General features: G+C 72.0%; 18 protein-coding genes and 1 pseudogene. 8 read left to right on the top strand and 11 right to left on the bottom strand.

Annotation, left to right across the window (positions count from 1 at the left end):
• Positions 1 to 9 precede the first annotated feature (9 nt).
• Positions 10 to 1521 (bottom strand): MFS transporter, encoded by a 1512-nt coding sequence (locus ACFVX4_RS29825; protein ID WP_389982932.1) that lies wholly within the window; start codon positions 1519 to 1521, stop codon positions 10 to 12.
• 87 nt (positions 1522 to 1608) lie between these two features.
• Here ACFVX4_RS29825 and ACFVX4_RS29830 point away from each other — a divergent pair, with 87 nt between their 5' ends.
• Positions 1609 to 2010: a MarR family winged helix-turn-helix transcriptional regulator gene (locus tag ACFVX4_RS29830; RefSeq protein ID WP_389982934.1), complete on the top strand. Its 402-nt coding sequence runs from the start codon at positions 1609 to 1611 to the stop codon at positions 2008 to 2010.
• 61 nt (positions 2011 to 2071) lie between these two features.
• Here ACFVX4_RS29830 and ACFVX4_RS29835 read toward each other — a convergent pair whose 3' ends face one another.
• On the bottom strand, positions 2072 to 2431 hold the full coding sequence (locus ACFVX4_RS29835; RefSeq protein WP_389982937.1) for a maleylpyruvate isomerase N-terminal domain-containing protein: 360 nt from the start codon (positions 2429 to 2431) through the stop codon (positions 2072 to 2074).
• A gap of 52 nt (positions 2432 to 2483) precedes the next feature.
• On the bottom strand, positions 2484 to 3698 hold the full coding sequence (locus ACFVX4_RS29840; protein WP_389983046.1) for an MFS transporter: 1215 nt from the start codon (positions 3696 to 3698) through the stop codon (positions 2484 to 2486).
• A gap of 108 nt (positions 3699 to 3806) precedes the next feature.
• On the opposite strand from ACFVX4_RS29840, the gene ACFVX4_RS29845 reads away from it, so the two are divergent.
• On the top strand, positions 3807 to 5021 hold the full coding sequence (locus ACFVX4_RS29845) for an ROK family protein (RefSeq protein WP_389983049.1): 1215 nt from the start codon (positions 3807 to 3809) through the stop codon (positions 5019 to 5021).
• A gap of 78 nt (positions 5022 to 5099) precedes the next feature.
• Here ACFVX4_RS29845 and ACFVX4_RS29850 read toward each other — a convergent pair.
• Positions 5100 to 5386 (bottom strand): annotated as a pseudogene (locus ACFVX4_RS29850) (phosphotriesterase); the annotation flags it as partial.
• Between the two features lie 489 nt (positions 5387 to 5875).
• On the opposite strand from ACFVX4_RS29850, the gene ACFVX4_RS29855 reads away from it, so the two are divergent.
• On the top strand, positions 5876 to 6337 hold the full coding sequence (locus tag ACFVX4_RS29855; protein ID WP_389982940.1) for a hypothetical protein: 462 nt from the start codon (positions 5876 to 5878) through the stop codon (positions 6335 to 6337).
• 214 nt (positions 6338 to 6551) lie between these two features.
• Here ACFVX4_RS29855 and ACFVX4_RS29860 read toward each other — a convergent pair whose 3' ends face one another.
• On the bottom strand, positions 6552 to 7061 hold the full coding sequence (locus ACFVX4_RS29860) for a TetR family transcriptional regulator C-terminal domain-containing protein (protein WP_389982942.1): 510 nt from the start codon (positions 7059 to 7061) through the stop codon (positions 6552 to 6554).
• Between the two features lie 100 nt (positions 7062 to 7161).
• Here ACFVX4_RS29860 and ACFVX4_RS29865 point away from each other — a divergent pair, with 100 nt between their 5' ends.
• The 3 genes from ACFVX4_RS29865 to ACFVX4_RS29875 are packed head-to-tail and all read left to right on the top strand — an operon-like array spanning position 7162 to position 10806.
• Positions 7162 to 7452, top strand: coding sequence for an SHOCT domain-containing protein (locus tag ACFVX4_RS29865; RefSeq protein ID WP_389982945.1), 291 nt, complete (start codon positions 7162 to 7164; stop codon positions 7450 to 7452).
• On the top strand, positions 7449 to 8237 hold the full coding sequence (locus tag ACFVX4_RS29870; RefSeq protein WP_389982948.1) for an ABC transporter ATP-binding protein: 789 nt from the start codon (positions 7449 to 7451) through the stop codon (positions 8235 to 8237). The genes ACFVX4_RS29865 and ACFVX4_RS29870 overlap by 4 nt, the downstream gene beginning before the upstream one ends.
• Positions 8238 to 8241: 4 nt before the next feature.
• Positions 8242 to 10806 (top strand): ABC transporter permease, encoded by a 2565-nt coding sequence (locus tag ACFVX4_RS29875; protein WP_389982951.1) that lies wholly within the window; start codon positions 8242 to 8244, stop codon positions 10804 to 10806.
• Positions 10807 to 10884: 78 nt separating this feature from the next.
• On the opposite strand, the gene ACFVX4_RS29880 is transcribed toward ACFVX4_RS29875, so the two are convergent.
• Both ACFVX4_RS29880 and ACFVX4_RS29885 read right to left on the bottom strand, forming a co-directional pair.
• On the bottom strand, positions 10885 to 11406 hold the full coding sequence (locus ACFVX4_RS29880) for an ATP-binding protein (protein WP_389982954.1): 522 nt from the start codon (positions 11404 to 11406) through the stop codon (positions 10885 to 10887).
• Between the two features lie 186 nt (positions 11407 to 11592).
• Positions 11593 to 11910 (bottom strand): hypothetical protein, encoded by a 318-nt coding sequence (locus ACFVX4_RS29885; protein ID WP_072485217.1) that lies wholly within the window; start codon positions 11908 to 11910, stop codon positions 11593 to 11595.
• Between the two features lie 207 nt (positions 11911 to 12117).
• Between ACFVX4_RS29885 and ACFVX4_RS29890 the strand changes: the two genes are divergently transcribed.
• Complete coding sequence (locus tag ACFVX4_RS29890; RefSeq protein ID WP_389982957.1) at positions 12118 to 13248, top strand: PLP-dependent cysteine synthase family protein; 1131 nt, start codon at positions 12118 to 12120, stop codon at positions 13246 to 13248.
• 39 nt (positions 13249 to 13287) lie between these two features.
• Here ACFVX4_RS29890 and ACFVX4_RS29895 read toward each other — a convergent pair whose 3' ends face one another.
• From ACFVX4_RS29895 to ACFVX4_RS29905, 3 genes are all read right to left on the bottom strand, one after another.
• Positions 13288 to 13767, bottom strand: coding sequence for an SRPBCC family protein (locus tag ACFVX4_RS29895; RefSeq protein ID WP_389982960.1), 480 nt, complete (start codon positions 13765 to 13767; stop codon positions 13288 to 13290).
• 122 nt (positions 13768 to 13889) lie between these two features.
• Positions 13890 to 14342: an SRPBCC family protein gene (locus tag ACFVX4_RS29900; RefSeq protein WP_389982963.1), complete on the bottom strand. Its 453-nt coding sequence runs from the start codon at positions 14340 to 14342 to the stop codon at positions 13890 to 13892.
• Between the two features lie 292 nt (positions 14343 to 14634).
• A complete protein-coding gene (locus tag ACFVX4_RS29905) occupies positions 14635 to 15471 on the bottom strand; it encodes a DeoR/GlpR family DNA-binding transcription regulator (protein WP_389982966.1) in 837 nt (278 codons plus the stop codon).
• Between the two features lie 187 nt (positions 15472 to 15658).
• On the opposite strand from ACFVX4_RS29905, the gene ACFVX4_RS29910 reads away from it, so the two are divergent.
• The gene (locus ACFVX4_RS29910; RefSeq protein WP_389982969.1) at positions 15659 to 18061 is read left to right on the top strand and encodes a hypothetical protein; all 2403 of its coding nucleotides are present in this window, start codon (positions 15659 to 15661) and stop codon (positions 18059 to 18061) included.
• Here the strand turns inward: ACFVX4_RS29910 and ACFVX4_RS29915 are convergent.
• On the bottom strand, positions 18031 to 20469 hold the full coding sequence (locus ACFVX4_RS29915; protein ID WP_389982972.1) for a right-handed parallel beta-helix repeat-containing protein: 2439 nt from the start codon (positions 20467 to 20469) through the stop codon (positions 18031 to 18033). The genes ACFVX4_RS29910 and ACFVX4_RS29915 overlap by 31 nt on opposite strands.
• Between the last annotated feature and the right edge of the window lie 104 nt (positions 20470 to 20573).

Here is a 20573-nt window from a genome sequence, read left to right on the forward strand (position 1 = left end):
GCCCGGATGTCAGTCCCGCACCGACACCTTCTGCGCGCCCGCCGTCGCCCTCGCCCCGGTCTCGGCCGCACGGTCCATCTCGGACGACGCGACCAGCACGGTGTGCTGAACCGGGCGGCGGCGCCGCAGGCCGGTGAGCGTGACCAGCAGTCCGGCGAACGCCACCGCGGTCACCACGACCAGGCCGGGCCGGTAGCTGTCCAGGACCGCCTGACGTGATCCGTCGCCGCTGCCGTGCGCCGTGATCACCGCGGTCACCACCGCCAGGAAGATCGCTCCGCCGACCTGGATCGAGGTGTTCAGCAGGCCCGAGACCATGCCCTGCTCGTCGTCGTCGACCCCGTTGGTCGCCTGGATGTTGAGCGAGGGGAAGGTCAGCGCGCAGGCCGCGCCGAGCAGCAGCATGGACGGCAGGATCACCACGGCGTACGACGGGGTGAGGGTGATCCGCAGGAAGAGCGCGTAGCCGATGACGAGGAACGTGAAGCCGGCCGCGATGACACGCGGTGTCCCGAACCGGTCCACCACATCACCGATCTTCGTCGAGGACAGGGCGACCAGCACGCCCGCGGGCAGGAAGGCCAGCGCGGTCTCCAGCGCGGACCAGCCCAGCAGCGACTGCATGTACTGGGTGACGAGGAACTGGAAGCCCACGTAACTGCCGAAGAAGGCCGTGGCGCCCAACTGTGCCCTGACCTGGCTCCCGGAGCGCAGCACCCCCAGGCGGATCAGCGGGTTCGCGGTGCGCCGCTCGATCGTGACGAAGACGGTGAGCAGTACGGCGGCGGCGAGGAACGACAGCAGAGTGCGGGCGGAGGTCCAGCCGGCCTCGGGTGCCTGTACGACCGTGAACACCAGCAGCAGCATGGCGGCCGTGCCGGTGACGGCGCCCGGCAGGTCGTAGCCGCGGTGGGTGTCCTCGCGCTCGCTGTGCGGGATCAGCTTGAGGCCCGCGATCAGGGCGATCAGGGCGATCGGGGCGGGCAGCAGCATCGTCCACCGCCAGGACAGCTGGGTGAGCAGGCCCGAGAGGACCAGGCCCATGGAGAAACCGGTGGCCGCGCAGGTGGTGTAGATGGAGAGGGCGCGATTGCGCTGCGGGCCCTCCTTGAACGTGGTGGTGATGATCGAGAGCCCGGCCGGCGCGGTGAAGGCGGCGCTCAGGCCCTTGATGAAACGACTGGCGATCAGCAGTGGTCCGGAGTCGACGAATCCGCCGAGCAACGAGGCGAGGGCGAAGACACCGAGCGCGACGAGGAAGACCTGGCGCCTGCCCAGCAGATCGGCCGCCCGGCCGCCGAGAAGCAGCAGTCCGCCGTAGCCGAGGATGTAGCCGCTGACGATCCACTGGAGGGTCGACGTGGTCAGTCCGAGATCGTCGGCGATGGACGGCAGCGCGACGCCGACCATGGAGACGTCGAGGGCGTCCAGGAACATCGCGGCGCAGAGCACGAGGAGAGTGCCCCACAGGCGCGGGCTCCAACGCTCGTGGGAATCGGGGACGTTGAGCGGAGTGGTCATGAGGAGCACGGTACATGCACATGCATTGAATGCAAGTGCATTTAATTCCGACGCAACAATCGGCCTCATCTCTGCTAACGTGCGGTTATGGCAGCGGACAAGTCCGAGCGGATGCTCGTCGACGAGTGGCGGGACATCCTCGCGCTGCACGCCAGGACGCTCTGTGAGCTCGACCGCGAGCTGCACCGACACGGCCTCGGCGCCAGCGATTTCGAGGTGCTCGACGTCCTGGCGGAGGGCGCGCCCGAGGACGGCGGCTCCGCCTATCGTGTGCAGGAGCTGGCTTCCCGGGTCCATCTCAGCCAGAGCGCGCTGTCCCGTCTGGTCGCGCGGCTGGAGAAGGACGACCTCGTGCGCCGGGGGATGTGCAGCGAGGACCGGCGGGGCGTCCGGGTGGAGCTGACGGCGAAGGGCCGGGCGCGCCATGCCGAGGTGAAGCCGTTGCAGAGGTCGGTGCTCGCCCGGATGCTGAACGGGCCGGGGGACTGACCGCGGCGTCGGAGCGGGCCGACGGACCGGGCGTCGGGCACCGGATCGCCCCGGCCGGTCGTCAGGACCAGGTGATCCCGGATTTCTCGCACCAGATCCGGGCGGGCTCCGGGTCGCCCGTCACAGTGACCGCCATGAGCGGCAGCCGATTCCAGAGCGTCAGGCAGAGCTTCTCGGCCGACCCGCTCAACTCGCAGTCGACGGACCCCTCTTCGGGCGCCCCGTCAGCCCGTACGGCCTGCGGCGGTTCCGGCGAGACCGTGGTCGCCCAGCGGTGCACCATCCCGGTGTGCCGCAGCAGATCGCGCACCCGCCAGTCCGGACACGTCGGCACCTGCGCCCCGGTCCCCGCCTCCTGCGCGGCGGTCGCCAGCAACTGTCCTTCGGTGGCCAGGGACTTGATGTGGTCCGTGATCTCCATGGCTTCGATTGTGCCAGTGGTACGGGCCTCCCGGCGCGGTGAGTTCGGCCGCTCACGCGTGGGTCGCGTTGCGTGCTCCGTACCCCAGTGCCGCAGCGGCGGTGGCAAGCAGCGCCACCGTGGTGAGGGCCACCGGGAGCGAGGACCAGTCGGTCAGGAAGCCGATCGCGGGCGGCCCGAGCAGCATGCCGCCGTAGCCGAGCGTCGACGCGGCGGCCACTCCGCCGGGTCCGGCCAGCTCACCGGCCCGGCTGACCGCGACCGGAAAGATATTGGCCAGGCCGAGGCCGGTGACCGCGAAGCCGAGGAGGACCGCCCACGTGGTGGGAGCGAGCGAGCCGATCAGCATTCCGGCTGCCGCCGTCGCACCGCCCATGACGAGGGTGCGGGTCTGGCCGAGCCGTTCGAGCAGTGCCGTGCCGCTGAGCCGGCCCGCCGTCATGGCCAGTGCGAACAAGGAGTAGCCGGCGGCGGCGACGCCCGGGTGGGCGTGCAGGTCCTGTTCCAGGTGAAGGGCGCCCCAGTCGGCCAGCGCGCCTTCGCCGTAGGCGGTGCAGAGCGCGATCAGGCCGAACAGGAGCACCAGCCGGCGGGCCCTGCCGCTCAGCCGCCGCGGCACCTCGGAGCCGTTGGCCCCGACCGCGGGCCGGGGTGCCGGGTGGCGCAGCAGCACCGGCCCCACCGCCGCGGTGACCAGGAGTCCGACCCCGGTGAGGACGAAGAGGTGGGTGGCGGGGGAGAGGCTGCCCGCGACCAGCCCGCCGAGTCCGGCGCCGACCATTCCGCCGAGGCTGAACGCGGCGTGGAAGCCGGGCATCACGGGACGCCTCAGGGCGGCGACCAGATCGACCGCGGCGCTGTTCATCGCCACGTTCATCCCGCCGTACGCGGCACCGAAGACCAGCAGCACCAGGCCGAGCGCGAGCGCCGAACGCGTCTGCGCGGGCAGGGCGATGGCGAGGGAGAGCAGGACGCCGCAGACCACGGTCACCAGGTGACTGCCGAAGCGCCGGCATAGCCGGCCGGTGAACATCATGGTCACCACGGCCCCGGCCGAGACTCCGAGCAGGGCCAGGCCCAGGGTGGCGGCCGAGGCACCGGTCTGGTGCTTGATGGCCGGGATACGGACCACCCAGCCGGCGAAGAGGAAACCGTCGAGGGCGAAGAACACGGTCAGGGCGGTACGGAGGCGGGCCGACGGAGGTACGGCGGTGTTTCCGCCAGGTCCCCCCGATAGGGCCGTCCCCAGTTTGTTTAGTTGCGGCACAAACTCAGCATAGGGGCGCCGCGACAGCGGGCGCAAGACGGTTGCCAGGGGCGCGACCGCGCCACCGGGGCGACGGACGCACCTCCGGACCGTGGGAGACTCGCCCCCATGAACGGCAAGGTGTCCACCACCCGGACAAAGTTGGAGAGGGGCCGCAGCGCGCTCGGACCCGCGCTGGAACTGGTCCACACCGGACGCGCGCCCACCCGCGCCGTCCTCACCTCCGAGCTCGGCGTCACCCGTGCGACGGCCGGTGCGGTCGCTGCGGAACTGGAGGCACTCGGCCTGATCCGGGTCGACTCCCGGCCCGGTTCCGCCGCCGGCTCGCAGGGCCGCCCCTCGCACCGGCTCTCCGTCCGGGAGTCCGGACCTGTCGCCATCGCCGCGCAGGTGCACGCCGACGGATTCCGGGCCGCGCTCGTCGGGCTGGGCGGGCGGCTCGTGGCCACCGCTCCCGGCTGTGTCACCGTCACGGCGGATCCGGCGCAGGTCATCGGTGAAGTGGTCGACGACTGCGCCCGGTTGCTGCGGGACAGCGGACTGCGCTGCGTCGGCGCGGGCCTCGCTGTGCCGTCGGCGGTCGCCGAACCGGAGGGCACCGCGCTCAACCCGCTGCACATCGCCTGGCCGGCCGGCGCCCCGGTGAGCGAGATCTTCGCCGACTGCGTACGCGAAGCGGGCATCCCCGGACCCGCGTTCACCGGGAACGACGTCAACCTCGCCGCGCTCGCCGAGCACCGGCACGGCGCGGGCCGCGGCGCCCAGCACCTGCTCTGTGTGGCCACCGGCCACCGGGGAGTGGGCGGCGCCCTGGTCCTCGACGGCCGCCTGCACACCGGGAGTTCGGGACTCGCGCTGGAGGTGGGTCATCTCACCGTGAACCCCGAGGGGCGCCCCTGCCACTGCGGCGGGCGCGGCTGCCTGGACGTCGAGACCGACCCGCTGGCCTTCCTCGTCGCCGCCCGACGCGAACCCGGCCCGGAGGAGTCGCTGCTCAAGCAGGCCGGCGTTCTGCTGCGCACGGAGTACGAGGACGCGGCGGTACGGGGCGCGGCCGAGGAGCTGATCGACCGGCTCGGCCTCGGGCTCGCCGGTCTGGTCAACATCCTCAACCCGGACCGCATCATCCTCGGCGGACTGCACCGCGCCCTGCTCGACGCGGACCCGGAGCGGCTGCGCGCGGTGGTCGCCGACCGCAGCCTGTGGGGGCGGAGCGGCAGTGTGCCGATCCTGCCGTGCACGCTCGACCACAACAGCCTGGTCGGCGCGGCGGAGTTGGCCTGGCAGCCGGTACTGGACGATCCGCTGGCCGCACTGGCCTGACGGGGACTCCGAGCGGTCGTACGTGCCTCGGCACTCGGCGTCGTACGGGTCCCAAGCCGTCCGTGTCGCCGCGCGCTGCACGCCGATGTCCGGGGTGCCGGGTTCCGGATGGACGGCGATCGGCGCACCGGTGCGGTGGTGTGCCGCCGCCGTCATCGTGAACGGGGCATGGGCGTCGATGTCGTGAAAGGCCCCGGCGACCTTGATCGGGCCTGCGATACGCCCGTCGAGCCGATGCCCTCGGTCAGCTCCTCGACGAAGAGGTCGGCGAGGCGGGCGCGGAGACGGCCGGTCAACTCCGCGGGGTAGTGCGCGGCTTGATGCAGCCCGGTCGCGGCTACCGCATACGCCCCCGTCGAGCGGGCCGGCGCCACCGGGGCCCCGAGCGCTACACACTCGACCTCCTGATACTCATCGGCGGCCTGGGCCGACGCACGGCCCGGTACTGGTCGAACGACAGCCTGCAGCGCCTGGCCTACCTGCTGATCGCCTTCGGCTGGGTGCTGACGACCTCTGTCATCGCGGGTGTCACCCGCGCCCTGCAGAAGAACCAGTCGGTGACAACCGAGGTCAGACGTCGTCGGCTGGTGAGTGCGCGCACCCGAGCAGGACGAAGGCTTCGTGGATGTCGTCGCGTACCTCCCAGCGGATCCGCCGACGACGGAACCGGTGCAGGTGGGCGATGCCACGCTCGCGGTCGATGGCTTGTGGACTTTCCGGGGCCCAGGCACAGGGACAGAAGCGTGGTAGGTGTCCGCTGTCTCCTCGCGGCGGGTTTTGCAGTCGCGGCGCCGAAGGATTGCGGTGATCCTGGCAGAGGAGCGTGGCCGGCTTCGCACGGGCAGTGTGCGCCGGTGACCGCGCTGTACAGGAAGGCGGCGGCCATGACAGCGATGCCGGACAGTACACGGCCGGGGCACGGGGGGCCCGACAGCGAAAAGGTCAACGGCGCGTCCCTGTTCGCCGGGGCTGCGCTGATGCTCAGCGGGCCACTCAGCATTCTGATGGGCGCCTCCGGCATCGCAGAGGACACCCTGTTCTCCGCCTCGTCCCATTACGCCTACCGGTTCGGCCTGACCACTTGGGGCGTGATTCACCTCGTGGTCGGAGTGGCGCTCGTCATTGCCGGCCTGGGAGTCTTGACAAACAAGAGCTGGGGTCGCGGGGCCGGCGCAGCAGCCGCAGGGATCAGTCTGATCACCCAGTTCATGTTCGTTCCGTACTACCCGGCGTGGGCCATCCCGATGATGGCACTCGACCTCATGATCGTGTTTGCGCTGACAAGGTTCCATATCGGAACCAGCGGCGGTCAGTGAACCCAGACAGGACCATTGTCGGTAGGAACCGTGTCTGAGTAGCACCGCGAGCCCTCGTCGCATCCGCGGCGGGGCTCTATCGTGTTCTACGCGCCCCTGATGGGCGCTCTGTCGGCGCAACCTTCGTAGAACATCCCGGTTCTCCTCGTGAGGTCGACAGGCGGCCCCTGTCCGTCCGTACACGAGCCCCCGGCCCTTCCTGGAGAGGCAGGTGTCAGGCGTCGGCGGGCGCGAGCAGGGAGAGCAGACCGCGGACTCCCGCGCCGAAGGCGTCCGGTGAACCGGAGGCGCGGGCCGGCACATGGCCGCCCTGCACCGTCGCGACGATCGTCCCCGCCACCTCCTCGGCGACGATCGGGCGGGTGAACTCGCCCTGGTCCGGGCCCTCCTGAACGATCTCGGGGAGCCGGCCGCGCGGCCGGTCGAGCGTCTCGTCGACCGGTGTACGCAGCCCGTCACTGGCGACGACGTCCGGGTCCATCGTGAGCCGGCCGACCGGGCAGCCACGCATCACGTCGCGCTCGTGCAGGAGGTACGCGGAGATCCGCGCGTACGCCGTTCCCGGGCCGCCGAGCAGTCGGTCGGCCGTCTCGCGCATCCGCAAGGCCGTACGGCGGATGGCCGCGAGCGCGAGATCGGGCTTGCCCACGACGTGGTGGTACACCCCGGGCGCCTGCGGGAGCAGCCGGGGGAGCGCCACGTACTCCCGAGGGGGTATGCGCACGGCCGCTGGCCGTACGACGACTCGGACCCCCTCTCCGGGCGAGGCTCGAGAGCGTCAGGAAAACCTGAACGCGAACCCCGAACCGAGGGAGCTGACCGAGATGAACACCCTGGCGTACAGCGGTGGCCCCGGGCCCTGGATCCTCCTCTTCCCGCTCTTCTGGGCTGCCGTCGTCATCGGCGGCGTCACCCTGCTGCGCCGTACCGTGTGGCGCGGCCGGCGAGGCCCCTGGCAGGCGCGTCCCACCCAGGAGGCACCCGCCGAACCCTCACCGATCACGCTGCTCGGCCGACGTTTCGCGGCCGGACAGATCGACGAGGACGAGTACTGGCGCCGGCTCTCCGTCCTGGACGAACAGTTCGGCCGCGGCAGCAAGGGAGGCGTGGCATGACCACCACCGTCCCCATCTCCGGACCCACCCCCACGCCCGCTCCCGCCTGCGCCGCCCGGGTCGTCGACGCCGTGAAGCTCTACGGTGCGGGCGACACCCGGGTCAGCGCCCTGGACGGGGTGAGCGTCGACTTCCCGACCGGACGCTTCACCGCAATCATGGGGCCCTCCGGCTCCGGCAAATCCACCCTGATGCACTGCGCCGCCGGACTCGACACGCTCACCTCGGGCTCCGCCTTCATCGGCGACACCGACATCAGCGGGCTCGACGACCGCAGGCTCACCCTGCTGCGCCGACGGCGGATCGGCTTCGTCTTCCAGGCCTTCAACCTCCTGCCGACGCTCACCGTCGCCGAGAACATCACCCTTCCCCTCGATCTCGCGGGGGAGCGGCCCGACCCGGAATGGCTCGACGCCCTCGTCGACACCGTCGGGCTCCGGGACCGGCTGCACCACCGGCCCGGCGAACTGTCCGGCGGACAGCAGCAGCGGGTGGCGGTGGCGCGGGCCTTCGCGGGCAGCCCCGATGTCGTGTTCGCCGACGAACCGACCGGAAACCTCGACTCCCGCTCCGGCCAGGAGGTGCTCCGGCTGCTCGGCCGCACCGTCCGGCAGACCGCCCGTACCGTCGTCATGGTCACCCATGACCCGGTCGCCGCCGCCCACGCGGACGAGGTCGTCTTCCTCGCCGACGGCCGGCTCGTCGACCGGATGCCCGACCCCACGGCGGAGCGCGTGCTCGACCGCTTCAAGTCCTTCGCCCCCCACCCCTCGCGCAGGCGGTGACGGAATGAACGGCACCCCGGCCTCCGTACGCCTGAGCATCGCCTCGCTCCGCGCCCACAAGCGCCGCTTCGCCGGTACGTTCGTCGCCGTGCTGCTCGGCGTCGCGTTCCTCACCGGGACGCTCGTCATGGGCGACACGCTCCGCGCGAGCTTCGACACCATGTTCGCCGACGCCAACGCCGGAACCGACGCCGTTGTGCGCGGCTCCGACGTGGTCACCGTCGCCGGTGAGACCCAGGACACCCGGCAGCCGGTGAGCACCGAACTCGTGAAGCGGATCGAGCGGACGCCCGGCGTCGCCGCCGCGGCCCCCGACATCCAGGGCGCTGGCCAGCTCATCGGCGCCGACGGCAGACCCATCGGCGGTCAGGGCCCGCCCACCCTCGCCAGCAACTGGATCGCCGACCCGGAACTCAACCCGTACCGGCTCGCCGTCGGCCGCGCCCCGGCCGCACCCGGTGAGGTCGTCGTCAACCGCGGCACCGCCGACCGGGGCGGGCTCAGGATCGGCGACACGACCGTGCTGCGCACCCCCGACCCCGTACACGTCACGATCGTCGGGCTGGCCACCTTCGGCGGCCAGGACGGCATGGGACAGGTCACCTACACGGCCATGACACAGGCCGACGCCGAGAAGTACCTCACGCCGAAGCCCGGCGAGGCATCGGCCATCCAGGTCCGCGCCGGACCCGGCACCAGCCAGCGGGAACTCGTCGACGTACTGCGGCCGGTACTGCCCAAGGGTGTCGAGGCCGTCACCGGACAGGCCGCGGCCGCCGAGAACCGGGACATGATCTCCGGTGCCTTCCTCAGCCTGTTCACCACCTTGCTGCTGGTGTTCTCCGGGATCGTGCTGCTCGTCGCCACCTTCTCCATCCACAACACCTTCGCGATCGTCGTCGCCCAGCGGACCCGCGAGAACGCCCTGCTCCGCGCCCTCGGCGCCGCACGCCGTCAGGTCGTCGCCTCGACCCTCGTCGAGGCGGCCGCGGTCGCCGTGATCGCCTCCGCCGCGGGTCTGGCCGGAGGCATCGGCATCGCTGCCGGACTCCAGGCGCTCTTCCCTGCTGTCGGATTTCCGTTCCCCGACGGCTCGCTGGTGATCGGCGCCGTCTCGCTGCTGCTGCCGCTCGCCGTGGGGGTCCTCGTCTGTCTCGGCTCCGCCGTCCTGCCCGCCGTCCGGGCCGGACGCACCGCTCCGCTCGCCGCCCTGCGCGAGAGCGACGTCGACGACTCGGGGGCGTCCCGGACGCGGGCCCTCGCCGGGCTCGTGCTGCTGGTGGCCTCCGTCGGCGTCATCCTGACCGGCGCCCTGGCCGCCCCGTCCGTCTGGCTCTCCGCCGGCGGCGCGGTACTGGCACTCGCCGCGTTCGTGGTCCTCGGGCCGGTCGCCGCCACGTACGCGGTACGGGCCCTCGGCGCCCCGCTCGACCGGCTGCGCGGTGTCAGCGGCCGACTGGCCGGGCGCAATGCCCTCCGCAGCCCCCGGCGGACCGCGTCCACTGCTACCGCGCTGATGATCGGCGTCGCCGTGGTCTCCCTCTTCACCGTCTTCGGCGCATCGCTGAAGGCGACCATGAACCAGACCGTCGACCGCTCCTTCGCGGGCGATGTCGCCATCAGCGCGCCCGCCTTCGGGGCGGGCGGCAGCGGCCTCAGCCCCCGGCTCGCCCCGGCCGTCGACCGGCTGCCGCAGGTGGCGACGGCCGTCGGCCTCGGCAAGGGGGTCGCGGAGGTCGACGGTGCGGGCCGCGCCCTGACCGTCACCGACCCGGCCGCGCTCGGCAGGGTCTTCGACCTCGGCCGGGTCGACGGCTCGCTGACTGGGCTGAGCACGAACGGGATCGCCGTCTCCGGCACCGAAGCCGCGAAGCGCGGTCTGCACCCCGGCTCCTCCGCCCGGCTCGCCTTCACCGACGGCACACGGCGCGCCTTCACCGTCCGCGCCGTCTACGAGCGGTCGGAACTGGCAGGCGACTACGTCATCACCCGCCAGGCCTGGGCCCCGCACCGCGCCCAGGACTCCGACTCGCTGATCGCCGTCTCCTTCAGGCCCGGCGTGTCCGTCGCCGACGGCAAGGCGGCGGTCGCGAAGACCGCGTCGGCGTACGGCAACCCCGACGTGCAGACCCGCGGCGAGTACGCGCGGTCCTCGGCTGGCGGCATCGACATGATGCTCACCCTGGTCTACGCCCTGCTGGCACTCGCCGTACTGATCGCCCTGCTGGGCATCGCCAACACGCTCACCCTCGCCCTCCACGAACGCACCAGGGAGATGGGCCTGTTGCGAGCGGTGGGACAGACCAGGAGCCAGTTGCGCTCGATGGTCCGCTGGGAATCCCTCCTGGTGGCCGCGTTCGGCACGGCGGGCGGCCTGCTGCTCGGCGGCTTCCTCGGCTGGGTACTGGTCGAGGCGTCCGCGGGCGACACCGCCGTCGCCTTCGACCTGCCGCCGCTGCGGCTCCTGGTGGTCGCCCTCGTGGGGATCGCCGCCGGAGCGCTGGCGGGCCGGCGCCCGGCCCGCCGGGCGGCGCGGCTGAACGTGCTCCGCGCGATCGCCGCCGAGTAGCGGACGGTGGAGGGGCGGGACGCCGTCCGGCGCCTCGCCCCTCCACCGTCCGCCGAGGTCACCGCCGGCACCGGCGCTTCAGCCGACCACCGCCGACCGCGCGACGGAAGGCGCGGCGCTCTCCAGATAGGTGAGGGCGGCCAGTTCGAACGGCCCGTCGGTGGTGGCCCCGTACACCGAATGCGGCGGGAGCGGGGCGCACCAGGGAGGCGCCGAAAGGGTGAACCAGACGACCTTCCCGGCCCCGCCCCTCGGCCGGACACCCCAGCTCTCGCTGACCGCGGCGATCAGTGCGAGCCCGCGTCCCGATGTACTGGACGTGCTGGGCTCGCGCACAGTCGGCAGCCGTGGGTCGTGGTCATGGACGGACACCGTCAGCCGTTCGAGCAGCAACTCGATCTCGACGGTGCATGATTTGTCCGGCTGGGCATGCCGGTGGACATTGGTCAGCAGTTCTGTGACGCCGAGCGCCGCCGGGTCGATCAAAGGATCGAGATGCCAGTAGCGCAACTGCGCCGAGATGATTCTGCGGACCTGTCCGATCCGCGACGGCAGGGCCTGGAGCTCCACCGTGCAGTGCCTGCTTGGCTCGCTGATCACGGCTGCGACTCCCCGAAATAGGTCCGGAAGAAGACGAAGGAACGGATCCAGCAGCTGGCCGGCTGCTGATTGGCACCCAGCGGTCTGGATCACAGTGTCACTGCCGGTGAACCATGAGTGACGTGTCCAATGTCACCCAGGGGTCACGGCTCCGCAACTCGCGGCCCTCCGTCGCCGCCGCCCGTCTCAGGTCATCCGTCCGCCCGCACTGCGCAGCGTCTCCAGGAACCGGCGGGCCGGTCCGGCCCGGTCCGGACCGCGGTTGCGCTGGCCCATCGTCAGCCGGTACCGCGTCCCGTTGAGGCGGGCCACGGCCGCACCGGCCCCGGCGAACCACGGTCTGCCCGCACTCACCGTCACCACCGGGGCGCTGTCGATCTCCCGCCCGTTGCTGGTCAGCAGGGCCAGCCTGCCGTCCTTGACGATCACCTGCCCGGCCCTGGTGAGCGAGCGGGCCCACCGCTCGATCCGTACCCCCGTGGCACTGAACTCCGTTTCCGGCATGACTGCTTCGCCCCCTTCGTGACACTTCTGATGGGAAGTCTGCACAAACCGGGAGCGGCGCGCCAGATCGCGTCCCGGACCGGTGCCGCGGTTGCCGGGCCGGCCGACGCCAAGGAAGAGCTATGGAGCACCAAAGTAAACGTTTGTGCAGGTAGGGGGAATAGGTTGTGGGCGGAGAGTGACGATGACACGAGGAGGAACGCGCTGATGGGCACCGAAAAGCACGGAGACGGCGGCCGGGCCGCGGCGACGATCGACATCGACCGTTCCGACGCCGGGTACCGGGCCTGGTTGAAGGAGGCGGTGCGCAAGGTCCAGGCCGACGCCAACCGCTCCGCCGACACCCATCTGCTGCGCTTCCCGCTGCCCGAGGCGTGGGGCATCGACCTCTACCTCAAGGACGAGTCGACGCACCCCACCGGCAGTCTCAAGCACCGGCTGGCCCGCTCGCTCTTCCTGTACGGGCTCTGCAACGGCTGGATCCGGCCGGACAAGCCGGTGATCGAGGCGTCCAGTGGTTCGACGGCCGTCTCGGAGGCGTACTTCGCCAAGCTGATCGGCGTGCCGTTCATCGCCGTGATGCCCCGTACCACCAGCCCCGAGAAGTGCCGGCTGATCGAATTCCACGGCGGCCGCTGCCACTTCGTCGACGACTCGCGGAAGATGTACGAGGAGTCCGCCACGCTCGCCGCGGAGACCGGCGGTCATTACATGGACCAGTTCACCTACGCCGAGCGGGCCACCGACTGGCGCGGCAACAACAACATCGCCGAGTCGATCTACCAGCAGTTGCGGCTGGAGCGCTATCCGGAACCGACGTGGATCGTCGCCACGGCCGGAACCGGCGGCACCTCGGCGACCATCGCCCGCTATGTGCACTACATGCAGTTCGACACCCGGATCTGCGTGCCCGACCCGGAGAACTCCTGTTTCTTCGACGGCTGGACCAACCACAATCCCCTGGCCACCAGCGACTGCGGCTCCCGGATCGAGGGCATCGGCAGGCCCCGGATGGAGCCGAGCTTCGTGCCCGGGGCCATCGACCGGATGATGAAGGTGCCGGACGCGGCCAGTGTCGCGGCCGTGCGCGCCCTGGAGAAGGCCATCGGCCGCAAGGCCGGCGGCTCCACCGGCACCGGGCTGTGGAGCGCGTTCAAACTGGTCGCCGAGATGGTCGAGCAGGGCAGTACGGGCAGCATCGTCACCCTGATCTGCGACCCGGGCGACCGCTACCTCGACAAGTACTACTCCGACAGCTGGCTCGCCGGACAGGGCCTGGACATCGCCCCGTACACCGCGACCATCGACTCCTTCCTGGCCGACGGCAACTGGCCCTGACCGCCGGGACGGAACCGGGTGCGTGCGGCGCGGCAGCCCTCAGGACGCGGACCCGGTCAGCCGCCGGTCGAGCTTGCGCACCGCGTCCCGGAAGGACCGGCCCATGCCCGACCGGGCCAGCCGCAGGGCGAACCGGAAGGGCGCGGAGCCGTCGGCGGCGAAGGTCCACCGCACCTGTGTCCCGGTCCCGGCCGGGGTGAGCCGCCACTCCTCCAACAGGGCCCGCATGCCCGGGGCGTTGGTCCGGTCGGCCCGGTAGGCGTACCGCTTGCCGGGCTCCGCCGCCATGATCGTCTCGTGGATCACGAAGCCGCCCCTGAGCCGGACCTCGCGGCCCGCGCCGTCCTCGGTGGGCCGGGCGGCCGTCACCGCCGTGAACCAGCCCGGCCAGCCCGGCACATCGTCGGCGAGCGCGCGGTAGACCACCTCGGGAGCCGCAGCCACCTCGGCGGCGAAGACCAGCTTCAGCGGAGCGGTATCGACGAACTCGAGTTCCACGGAACGGAGTCGGCGTGGCATGGAACGCACCTCCCGTGCGGTCGGCGGCGGACGGGTTCGCGCACACCATAGCTGACGCATCATCAGCTGTCGCTGTCGCCGACCGTGCGGACCTCACGGACACGCTCCGGGGCGGGCACCCGCTACGGACGGTGCCGCGCCGGACGGTCCAGCATGCTGTCGAGCACCCGGCCGAAGACCCGGCGGCCCGCTCCGGCGATCAGCGGGTCGCCCCACCGCGGCAGCAGCCGGACGCCCAGCTCCTCCACCCACACCACATGGGATCCGAAGTCCGTCGGATACACGTCGATCGAAGCCCGGCCCAGCACCAGCGAACCGCGCTTCTCCAGCCGGCACAGCCCCGCGCGCCCGGCGGCGGGAGGCGTCCACCGCACCACTTCCATCGGATCGTCGAACGCCAGCGGCCCCACGCCCGTACGCGCCACGAAGACGGTCCCGACCCCGGTCGGCAGACCCGCGGGGACGGTGATCCTGGTCAGCGGTACATGCGCGGCGTGCCGTTCCCAGTCCGTCACCCGGCGCCAGGACTCGGCGGCGGGGAGGGAGGTGAAGCGCTCGATCCGGAAGACGGCCACGCCTCGATCCTAAGGGCTCGCCGCAAGGTCCCGGCCCCGCGCACCGCCCGGCGCGAGCCGAGCGGAACCCGCGCATGGTCCGGCGGCTCAGAGCCTGTCGGGTGACCTCTGATCGGGCGGCCACGCCCTGGCACGCACGCTTCCGGCGTTGCCGAAATGCCCTAGTAGCTCCTTCCCCGAACTCTCAACTTCGTTCGAGCAGGGGAGGCCCCATCCGAGGCCATCCCGGCGCCTTGGAATCGCACGCACCATGCCGCGTCCGCTCTCCGATCGAAGGTCACCCGACAGGCTCTCAGGCGCCGCTGTCCGCGGTCCGGCCCGTCACCACCAGGCCCGGCAGATGCTCCTCGATCTCCTCACGGGCGGCGTCCGACAGCCCCGCGTCCGTCACGAACGTGTCCACCTGCTCCAGCGTCGCGAACGAACTCAGGCCCACCGTGCCCCACTTGGTGTGGTCGGCGACCACCACCACCCGCCGGGCCGACTGGACGAAACGACGGTTGGTCTCGGCCTCCGCCAGATTCGGCGTCGAGAGCCCGGCCTCCACCGAGATCCCGTGCACCCCGAGGAACAGCACATCGAAATGGAGCGAGGCGATCGCCTGATCGGCGACCGGACCGACCAGCGAGTCCGAAGGGGTCCGCACCCCGCCGGTGAGCACCACCGTGGCGGCCCCGGGCCGCGCTCCGGCCGCGCCCCCCGACCGCTGGGCGGAGTGGAAGACATCGGCGACCCGCACCGAGTTGGTCACCACCGTCAGATCCGGTACGTCCAGCAGCTGCTGGGCGAGCGCGTACGTCGTCGTGCCACCGGAGAGCGCGATGGCGCTGCCGGGCACCGCCATGGCCGCCGCCGCTCGCGCGATGTCCTCCTTGGCGGTCAGCTCCAGCGCCGACTTCGCCTCGAATCCGGGCTCGTGCGTACTGGCCTCGACCACCGGAACGGCCCCGCCGTGCACCTTCTCGATGACCCCCTGACGGGCCAACGCGTCCAGGTCCCGGCGCACCGTCATGTCGGAGACATTCAGCTTGCGGGTCAGCTCATTGACCCGGGCCCCGCCGCGCCTGCGCACTTCGTCGAGGATCAGGGCGCGCCGCTGCTCCGCGAGCAGGTTCTGATTCTCGCTCAACGCCGGGTCCGGTCCTTCCTTCTGGCCGTGCAGCAGTCTCTTCGAACGGGGTCATCCTGCCACGCGGTGTCGCCTGCCGCCGCACTGGGGAGATTCCGTGAGAGAGGCGCGGCCGCCGGCCCGCTGCCACGATTCTGATGACCACGCGTCAACACTCCCCCCACAACCGAGAGAGCGAGTCACTCCAGTGCCACCTGCCACCCAGGCCCCGCAGAGTCCGGGGCCCGCGCTGGAATTGCTGGTCCACGGCGTGGGCGGCGCCACCCCCCAGGAGATGCTCGACGATCCGCGTACGGTCCGCCTCACCGGCGACGCCACCGCCGCCATCTACCGGCGGGCCGAGGACACGGACGCCGAACAGCACCCGGAGCGGTACCGCGACCGGCCCATTCCCGAGGCCTACTGCTGGTCCAACCTGACCTCCGGCAACGGCTCCCGCGCCCTGTGGCTGCTGCTGCTCCCGTTCATGGTGGTCAACCTCGCCCACTGGATGCGCCCCACCGCCCGGTCCCGCACCCGCGCGGTGCGCCTGTACGGCGTCCTCGTCCGGCTCGTCGCGCTCAGCCTCACGGTCCTGCTGACCGCGGCGGCCTGCGAGGTCGCGCTCGATCTGACGGCCTGGCAGTGCGCGGGCGTGCCGGACTGCTCGAACCAGCGGTCCTGGCTCGGCTTCCTGTCCACGGCGCAGGGCGGCTGGTGGTCCCAGCCGGGCCGCAGGCTCGCCCTTGCCGCACTGGTGCCCACCGCCCTGGTGGTGCTCCTCTGGTTCCTGTCCAACCGGACCTGGAGCGCGTACGAATCACAGCGCCCGCTCACCGGAACCGAACCGGACGACGACGACCTCGACCCGGCGCCCGCCCCCGCACCGGACACCACCGGCACCGCGCCCGTCGGCCGCCCTGCCCTCGGCCGGCCCGGATTCTGGTACGGCCGCCGCCTGGTCGCCCGGCTGCGCGCCGCCCACACCGCCGCCGGATTCCTGACCGTCGCCGCGTCGGTCGCGGGCGCAGCCGCCCGCCACGACCGCGCCGTCACCGGTCCCGTGCCCGGTATCCTCGGCCGGCTGATCGAGGCGGCACTGGTCCTGGGCGGCATCGTCGTGCTCTGGGTGGTCTGCCGCCGCGGCCGCAGCGAACGACGTCTCGACAACCGCCTCGACCGTGCCCTCATCACCTATCTGCCCGGCGCGGCCCTGGCCCTGCTCGTCCTCGCCGCGGCGTACGCCGCCTGGTCCCGTCCCGACTGGGTCTCCGCCGGTGCCCTGCCCGGAGACCTCGCCTTCAGCGTCATCACGCTCGGCCAGGGGGTACTCGTCGTCGTACTCGCCGTGGTGTCGCTGAGCCTGTACCGCCGGACCCCCGAACCCCGCACCGTCATGTATGGACTCGGCGGGCCCGTGGTCGCGATGCTCGCCTGCGCCCTCGGCGGCGTCATGAGCGGCGGGGTCTCCCAGCGCGTCGCCGACTGGCTCGACGGCCCCGGCACCCCCGGCATGGGCAGGAGCTCCGTCATCGAGGGACCGCCGGTGCTGCTCAGCTGGCAGGCCTCCGTCATCCCCGTGCTCCTGGTGCTGCTGGCCGTCCCCGCCCTCCTGCTGCTCGTACGGACCTGGCTGGCCGCCCGCGCCCTGGAGCCCCGTATCGATCAGGAGTACGAGGAGGAACGGCCGGACCCCGCCCGGACCCGGCAGATCGCCCGGATCCAGGCCACGGCCGCCCTCACCGACTCCGCGCCCTGGATCCTCGGTCCGGTCTGCGGCGCCACCCTGCTGCTCGGCGCGGCGGCGGTCTGCGGGGCCTGGGTGAGCGGAGAGGTGCCCGGTCTCGCGATGAAGGGCAACGGCCCGTTCATCGAGTCCGCCGCCCAGGCCGCCCAGTCGACCGGCTCCTGGATGGTCGGACTCGGCTTCATACTCTTCGTCACCTGGGGCCGCCGCGCCTACCGCGACGCCTCGGCCCGGCGCACCATCGGCATCCTCTGGGACGTCGGTACGTTCTGGCCGCGCGCCGCCCACCCCTTCGCACCGCCCTGCTACGCCGAGCGCGCCGTTCCCGACCTGGCGTCACGGATGTCCGGCTGGACCGGGCTCACCCGCGGCAGGCTCGTCATCTCCGGGCATTCCCAGGGCAGCGTCCTCGCGGCGTCCGCGGTCTGGCAGCTGCCCGCCCACACCCGGAGCCGGGTCGCCCTGCTCACCTACGGCTCGCCGATCGAGCGACTGTACGGGCGCTGGTTCCCGGCCTACTTCGGCCCGGGACCGCTGCACGCGCTGCACCGGTCCGTGCACTGCTGGCGCAATCTGTGGCGGGCCACCGACCCCATCGGCGGCCGGGTCCGGCTCGACGAGGGACCCGGGCCCGAGGTGGACCGCGGCCCGCTGAAGGACCCCCTGGTCTACGGGCGGACCCCCGAACATCCGCTGCCCGAAGCCGTTCTGGGGCACTCGGACTACCAGGCCGACCCGGTCTTCGCCCAGGAACGGGCCGCGCTGCTGGAGCGGCTCGACCCGGTCCTGCCCCGCCAGGCCGGCGGGGAGGACGGCTCCGAGGCCCCGCGGAGTCAGGGCAGTTCCGGCAAGTCCTCGGGGTAGAGCAGGGTGAGGTCGTCCGTGCTCGGCTCGGCGAGCTGGGCGACCCGTCCCGCGTGCCGCTCCACCATCGACTCGAAGGTCTGGCGCGCGGTGCGGCCGTTGCCGAACGCCGGGCCCTTGGGCAGCTCGGTGAAGTACTTCAGCAGCGCCTCCCCGGTCCCGGAGGCCAGGCTGTACTCGTGCTCGTCGGCCTGCTGCCCGACGATCCGCAGCAGTTCGGCGGGCTCGTAGTCGCTGAAGGTGATGGTCCGGGAGAAACGGGACGCCACCCCGGGGTTGACGGTGAGGAACCGCTCCATCTCGTGGGTGTAACCGGCGACGATGACGACCACCGCGTCCCGGTGGTCCTCCATCAGCTTCACCAGCGTGTCGATCGCCTCCCGGCCGAAGTCCCGGCCGGAGTCCTCGGGCGACAGGGCGTACGCCTCGTCGACGAACAGCACCCCGCCGCGCGCCCGGTCGAAGGCCTCCTGCGTGCGGATGGCGGTCGAGCCGATGTGCTCACCGACCAGATCGACGCGGGACACCTCGATCAGATGGCCCCGTTCCAGTACCCCGAGCGAGGCGAGGATCTCGCCGTACAGCCGGGCCACGGTGGTCTTGCCGGTGCCGGGGGAGCCGGTGAAGACGAGGTGGCGCCGGACCGACGCGGCCTTGAGCCCGGCCTCCTGGCGCCGGCGGCCCACCTCGATCATGTCGGTGAGGGCGCGCACCTCCCGCTTGACGCTGTCCAGGCCCACCAGTGCGTCCAACTCCCCGAGCACCGCGTCCGACGCGCGCGCCGGCTCGGTGGCGGGCGCCTCGGCCGGGGCGGGCTCGACGGCACGCTGCCCGGGGACCCCGCCGAGCAGCCCGGGGGCCGACTGGGTCGCCGTCAGCACGGTGGGCGCCGGGGGAGCGGGGGAGCGCAGCGCGCTCTCGTCGCTCGTGCAGTCCTCCACGACGGGGCCGGTTCCCTGGCCGTCACCGTGCGCGGCGGGCGGCTCGGCAAACTCGTATCCACCGCGTGCGCACCGCTCGGTCCGGCAACGGGTCAGCGTCGTACGGCAACCGTCCATCACATGGAAGCCGTAGCCGTCGCTACCGGTGACCCGGCAACTGTCGAACGTGCCGCGGCCCTCGGCGGAGACGTAGAAACCGGCCTCGGCGGGCGAGGTGACCGTGCAGCGCTCGATCGTCGGGTCGGCGCCCTTGGTGACGATCACTCCGGTCTGTGCCGTGTCGATGGTGCAGTTGTTCAGCGTGCCTCCGCTGCCGTGGTCGCGGAACCAGGCGCCGGTGGACGCCTCACGGATGCGGCAGTCGTCCAGCTGTGCGGTCGCCCCGTCGCTCACCGACACCGCGGTGTTGCGGACCTGGGACAGATCGCTGTCGACGACATCGGCGCGCGAGCCCCGGTCGAGGACGAAGATGGCGTCCGGCACGTCGTGGACCCGGCAGGAGTCCAGTATCACGGTCGCCCCGTCGCTCACCCAGACCGCCGGATAGTCGCCCGTACTGTCATGGATCTCGCACTGGTTGGCGTCGACACGGGTGCCGGGATCCCAGACCGAGAGGCCGTTGCGGCCGAAGCGGCGCACCGTGGAGCGGGTCAGGGTGAGGACCGAACGGGAGCGCAGATCCACCGCGTTCTCCGGGATGTCGTGGATGTCGCAGTCGGCGAGCGTCAGCACGGCGTCGGTGTCGAGCGTGACGCCGTCCGCCGAAGTGCGGTGCACCGTGCAGTCGGTGAGGTGGGCGGCCGCGCGGGCGGTCACCTGTATCCCGCTGCCCTTGATCTCGTACACCTCGCAGCCGACGCCCTCCAGGGCACTGCCCTCTCCGGTGACGCTCAGACCCGCGCCCGACGCGTGATGGATCCGGCAGCGCTCCAGCCGCGGATGCGCGCCGTTGCGCACCGAGACGCCGGACTGCCCGGCGGAGACAACCTCGCACTCCTCGAACACGCCGCCCGCGCCGTCGAGTACGGCGATGCCGACCCCGGCGGGGTTGTCGACCGTGCAGCGGCGCACGGTCGGCCGGGCCGTGCCGCGCACCTCGATCCCGGCGGCGGAACGTGTGACGATCCGCAGGTCCGCGATCTCCGCTGCGCCGTCCTCGACCAGCAGCGCGGGGGCCGTCGAGTCCTGGCCCTCCACATGGAGGTCCGAGACGACGGCGGAGGCGCGGATGGTCAGCGGCACGCCGTCGGCCGGCGCGATCCGCACGGAACCGACGGAGCCCTCGGGTCCGCGCAGGGTCACCGCGCGGTGCAGGATCAGATTCTCCCGGTAGGTGCCCGGTGCGATGGTGAGGACATCGCCGTCGGCCGCGGCCTCCAGGGCTGCGGTGAGGGAGGCGTATTCGCCTGTGCGGCGCCGCCACCGCGATGTGCCGGTGTGCGTCACCTGGACCGTGCCCTGTGCCATGGCGCTGTTGTGCCCCCACCTCGTGCGTGCGTGATGCCCGTGTCACCGGCCTTGCGGCAGCGGCGAATCCCGGGACCGCCCACCGGGAAAGCGGGCGGGCCGGT

It is taken from the genome of Streptomyces sp. NPDC058240 (assembly GCF_042882135.1).
In the GTDB taxonomy this organism is placed as follows: domain Bacteria; phylum Actinomycetota; class Actinomycetes; order Streptomycetales; family Streptomycetaceae; genus Streptomyces.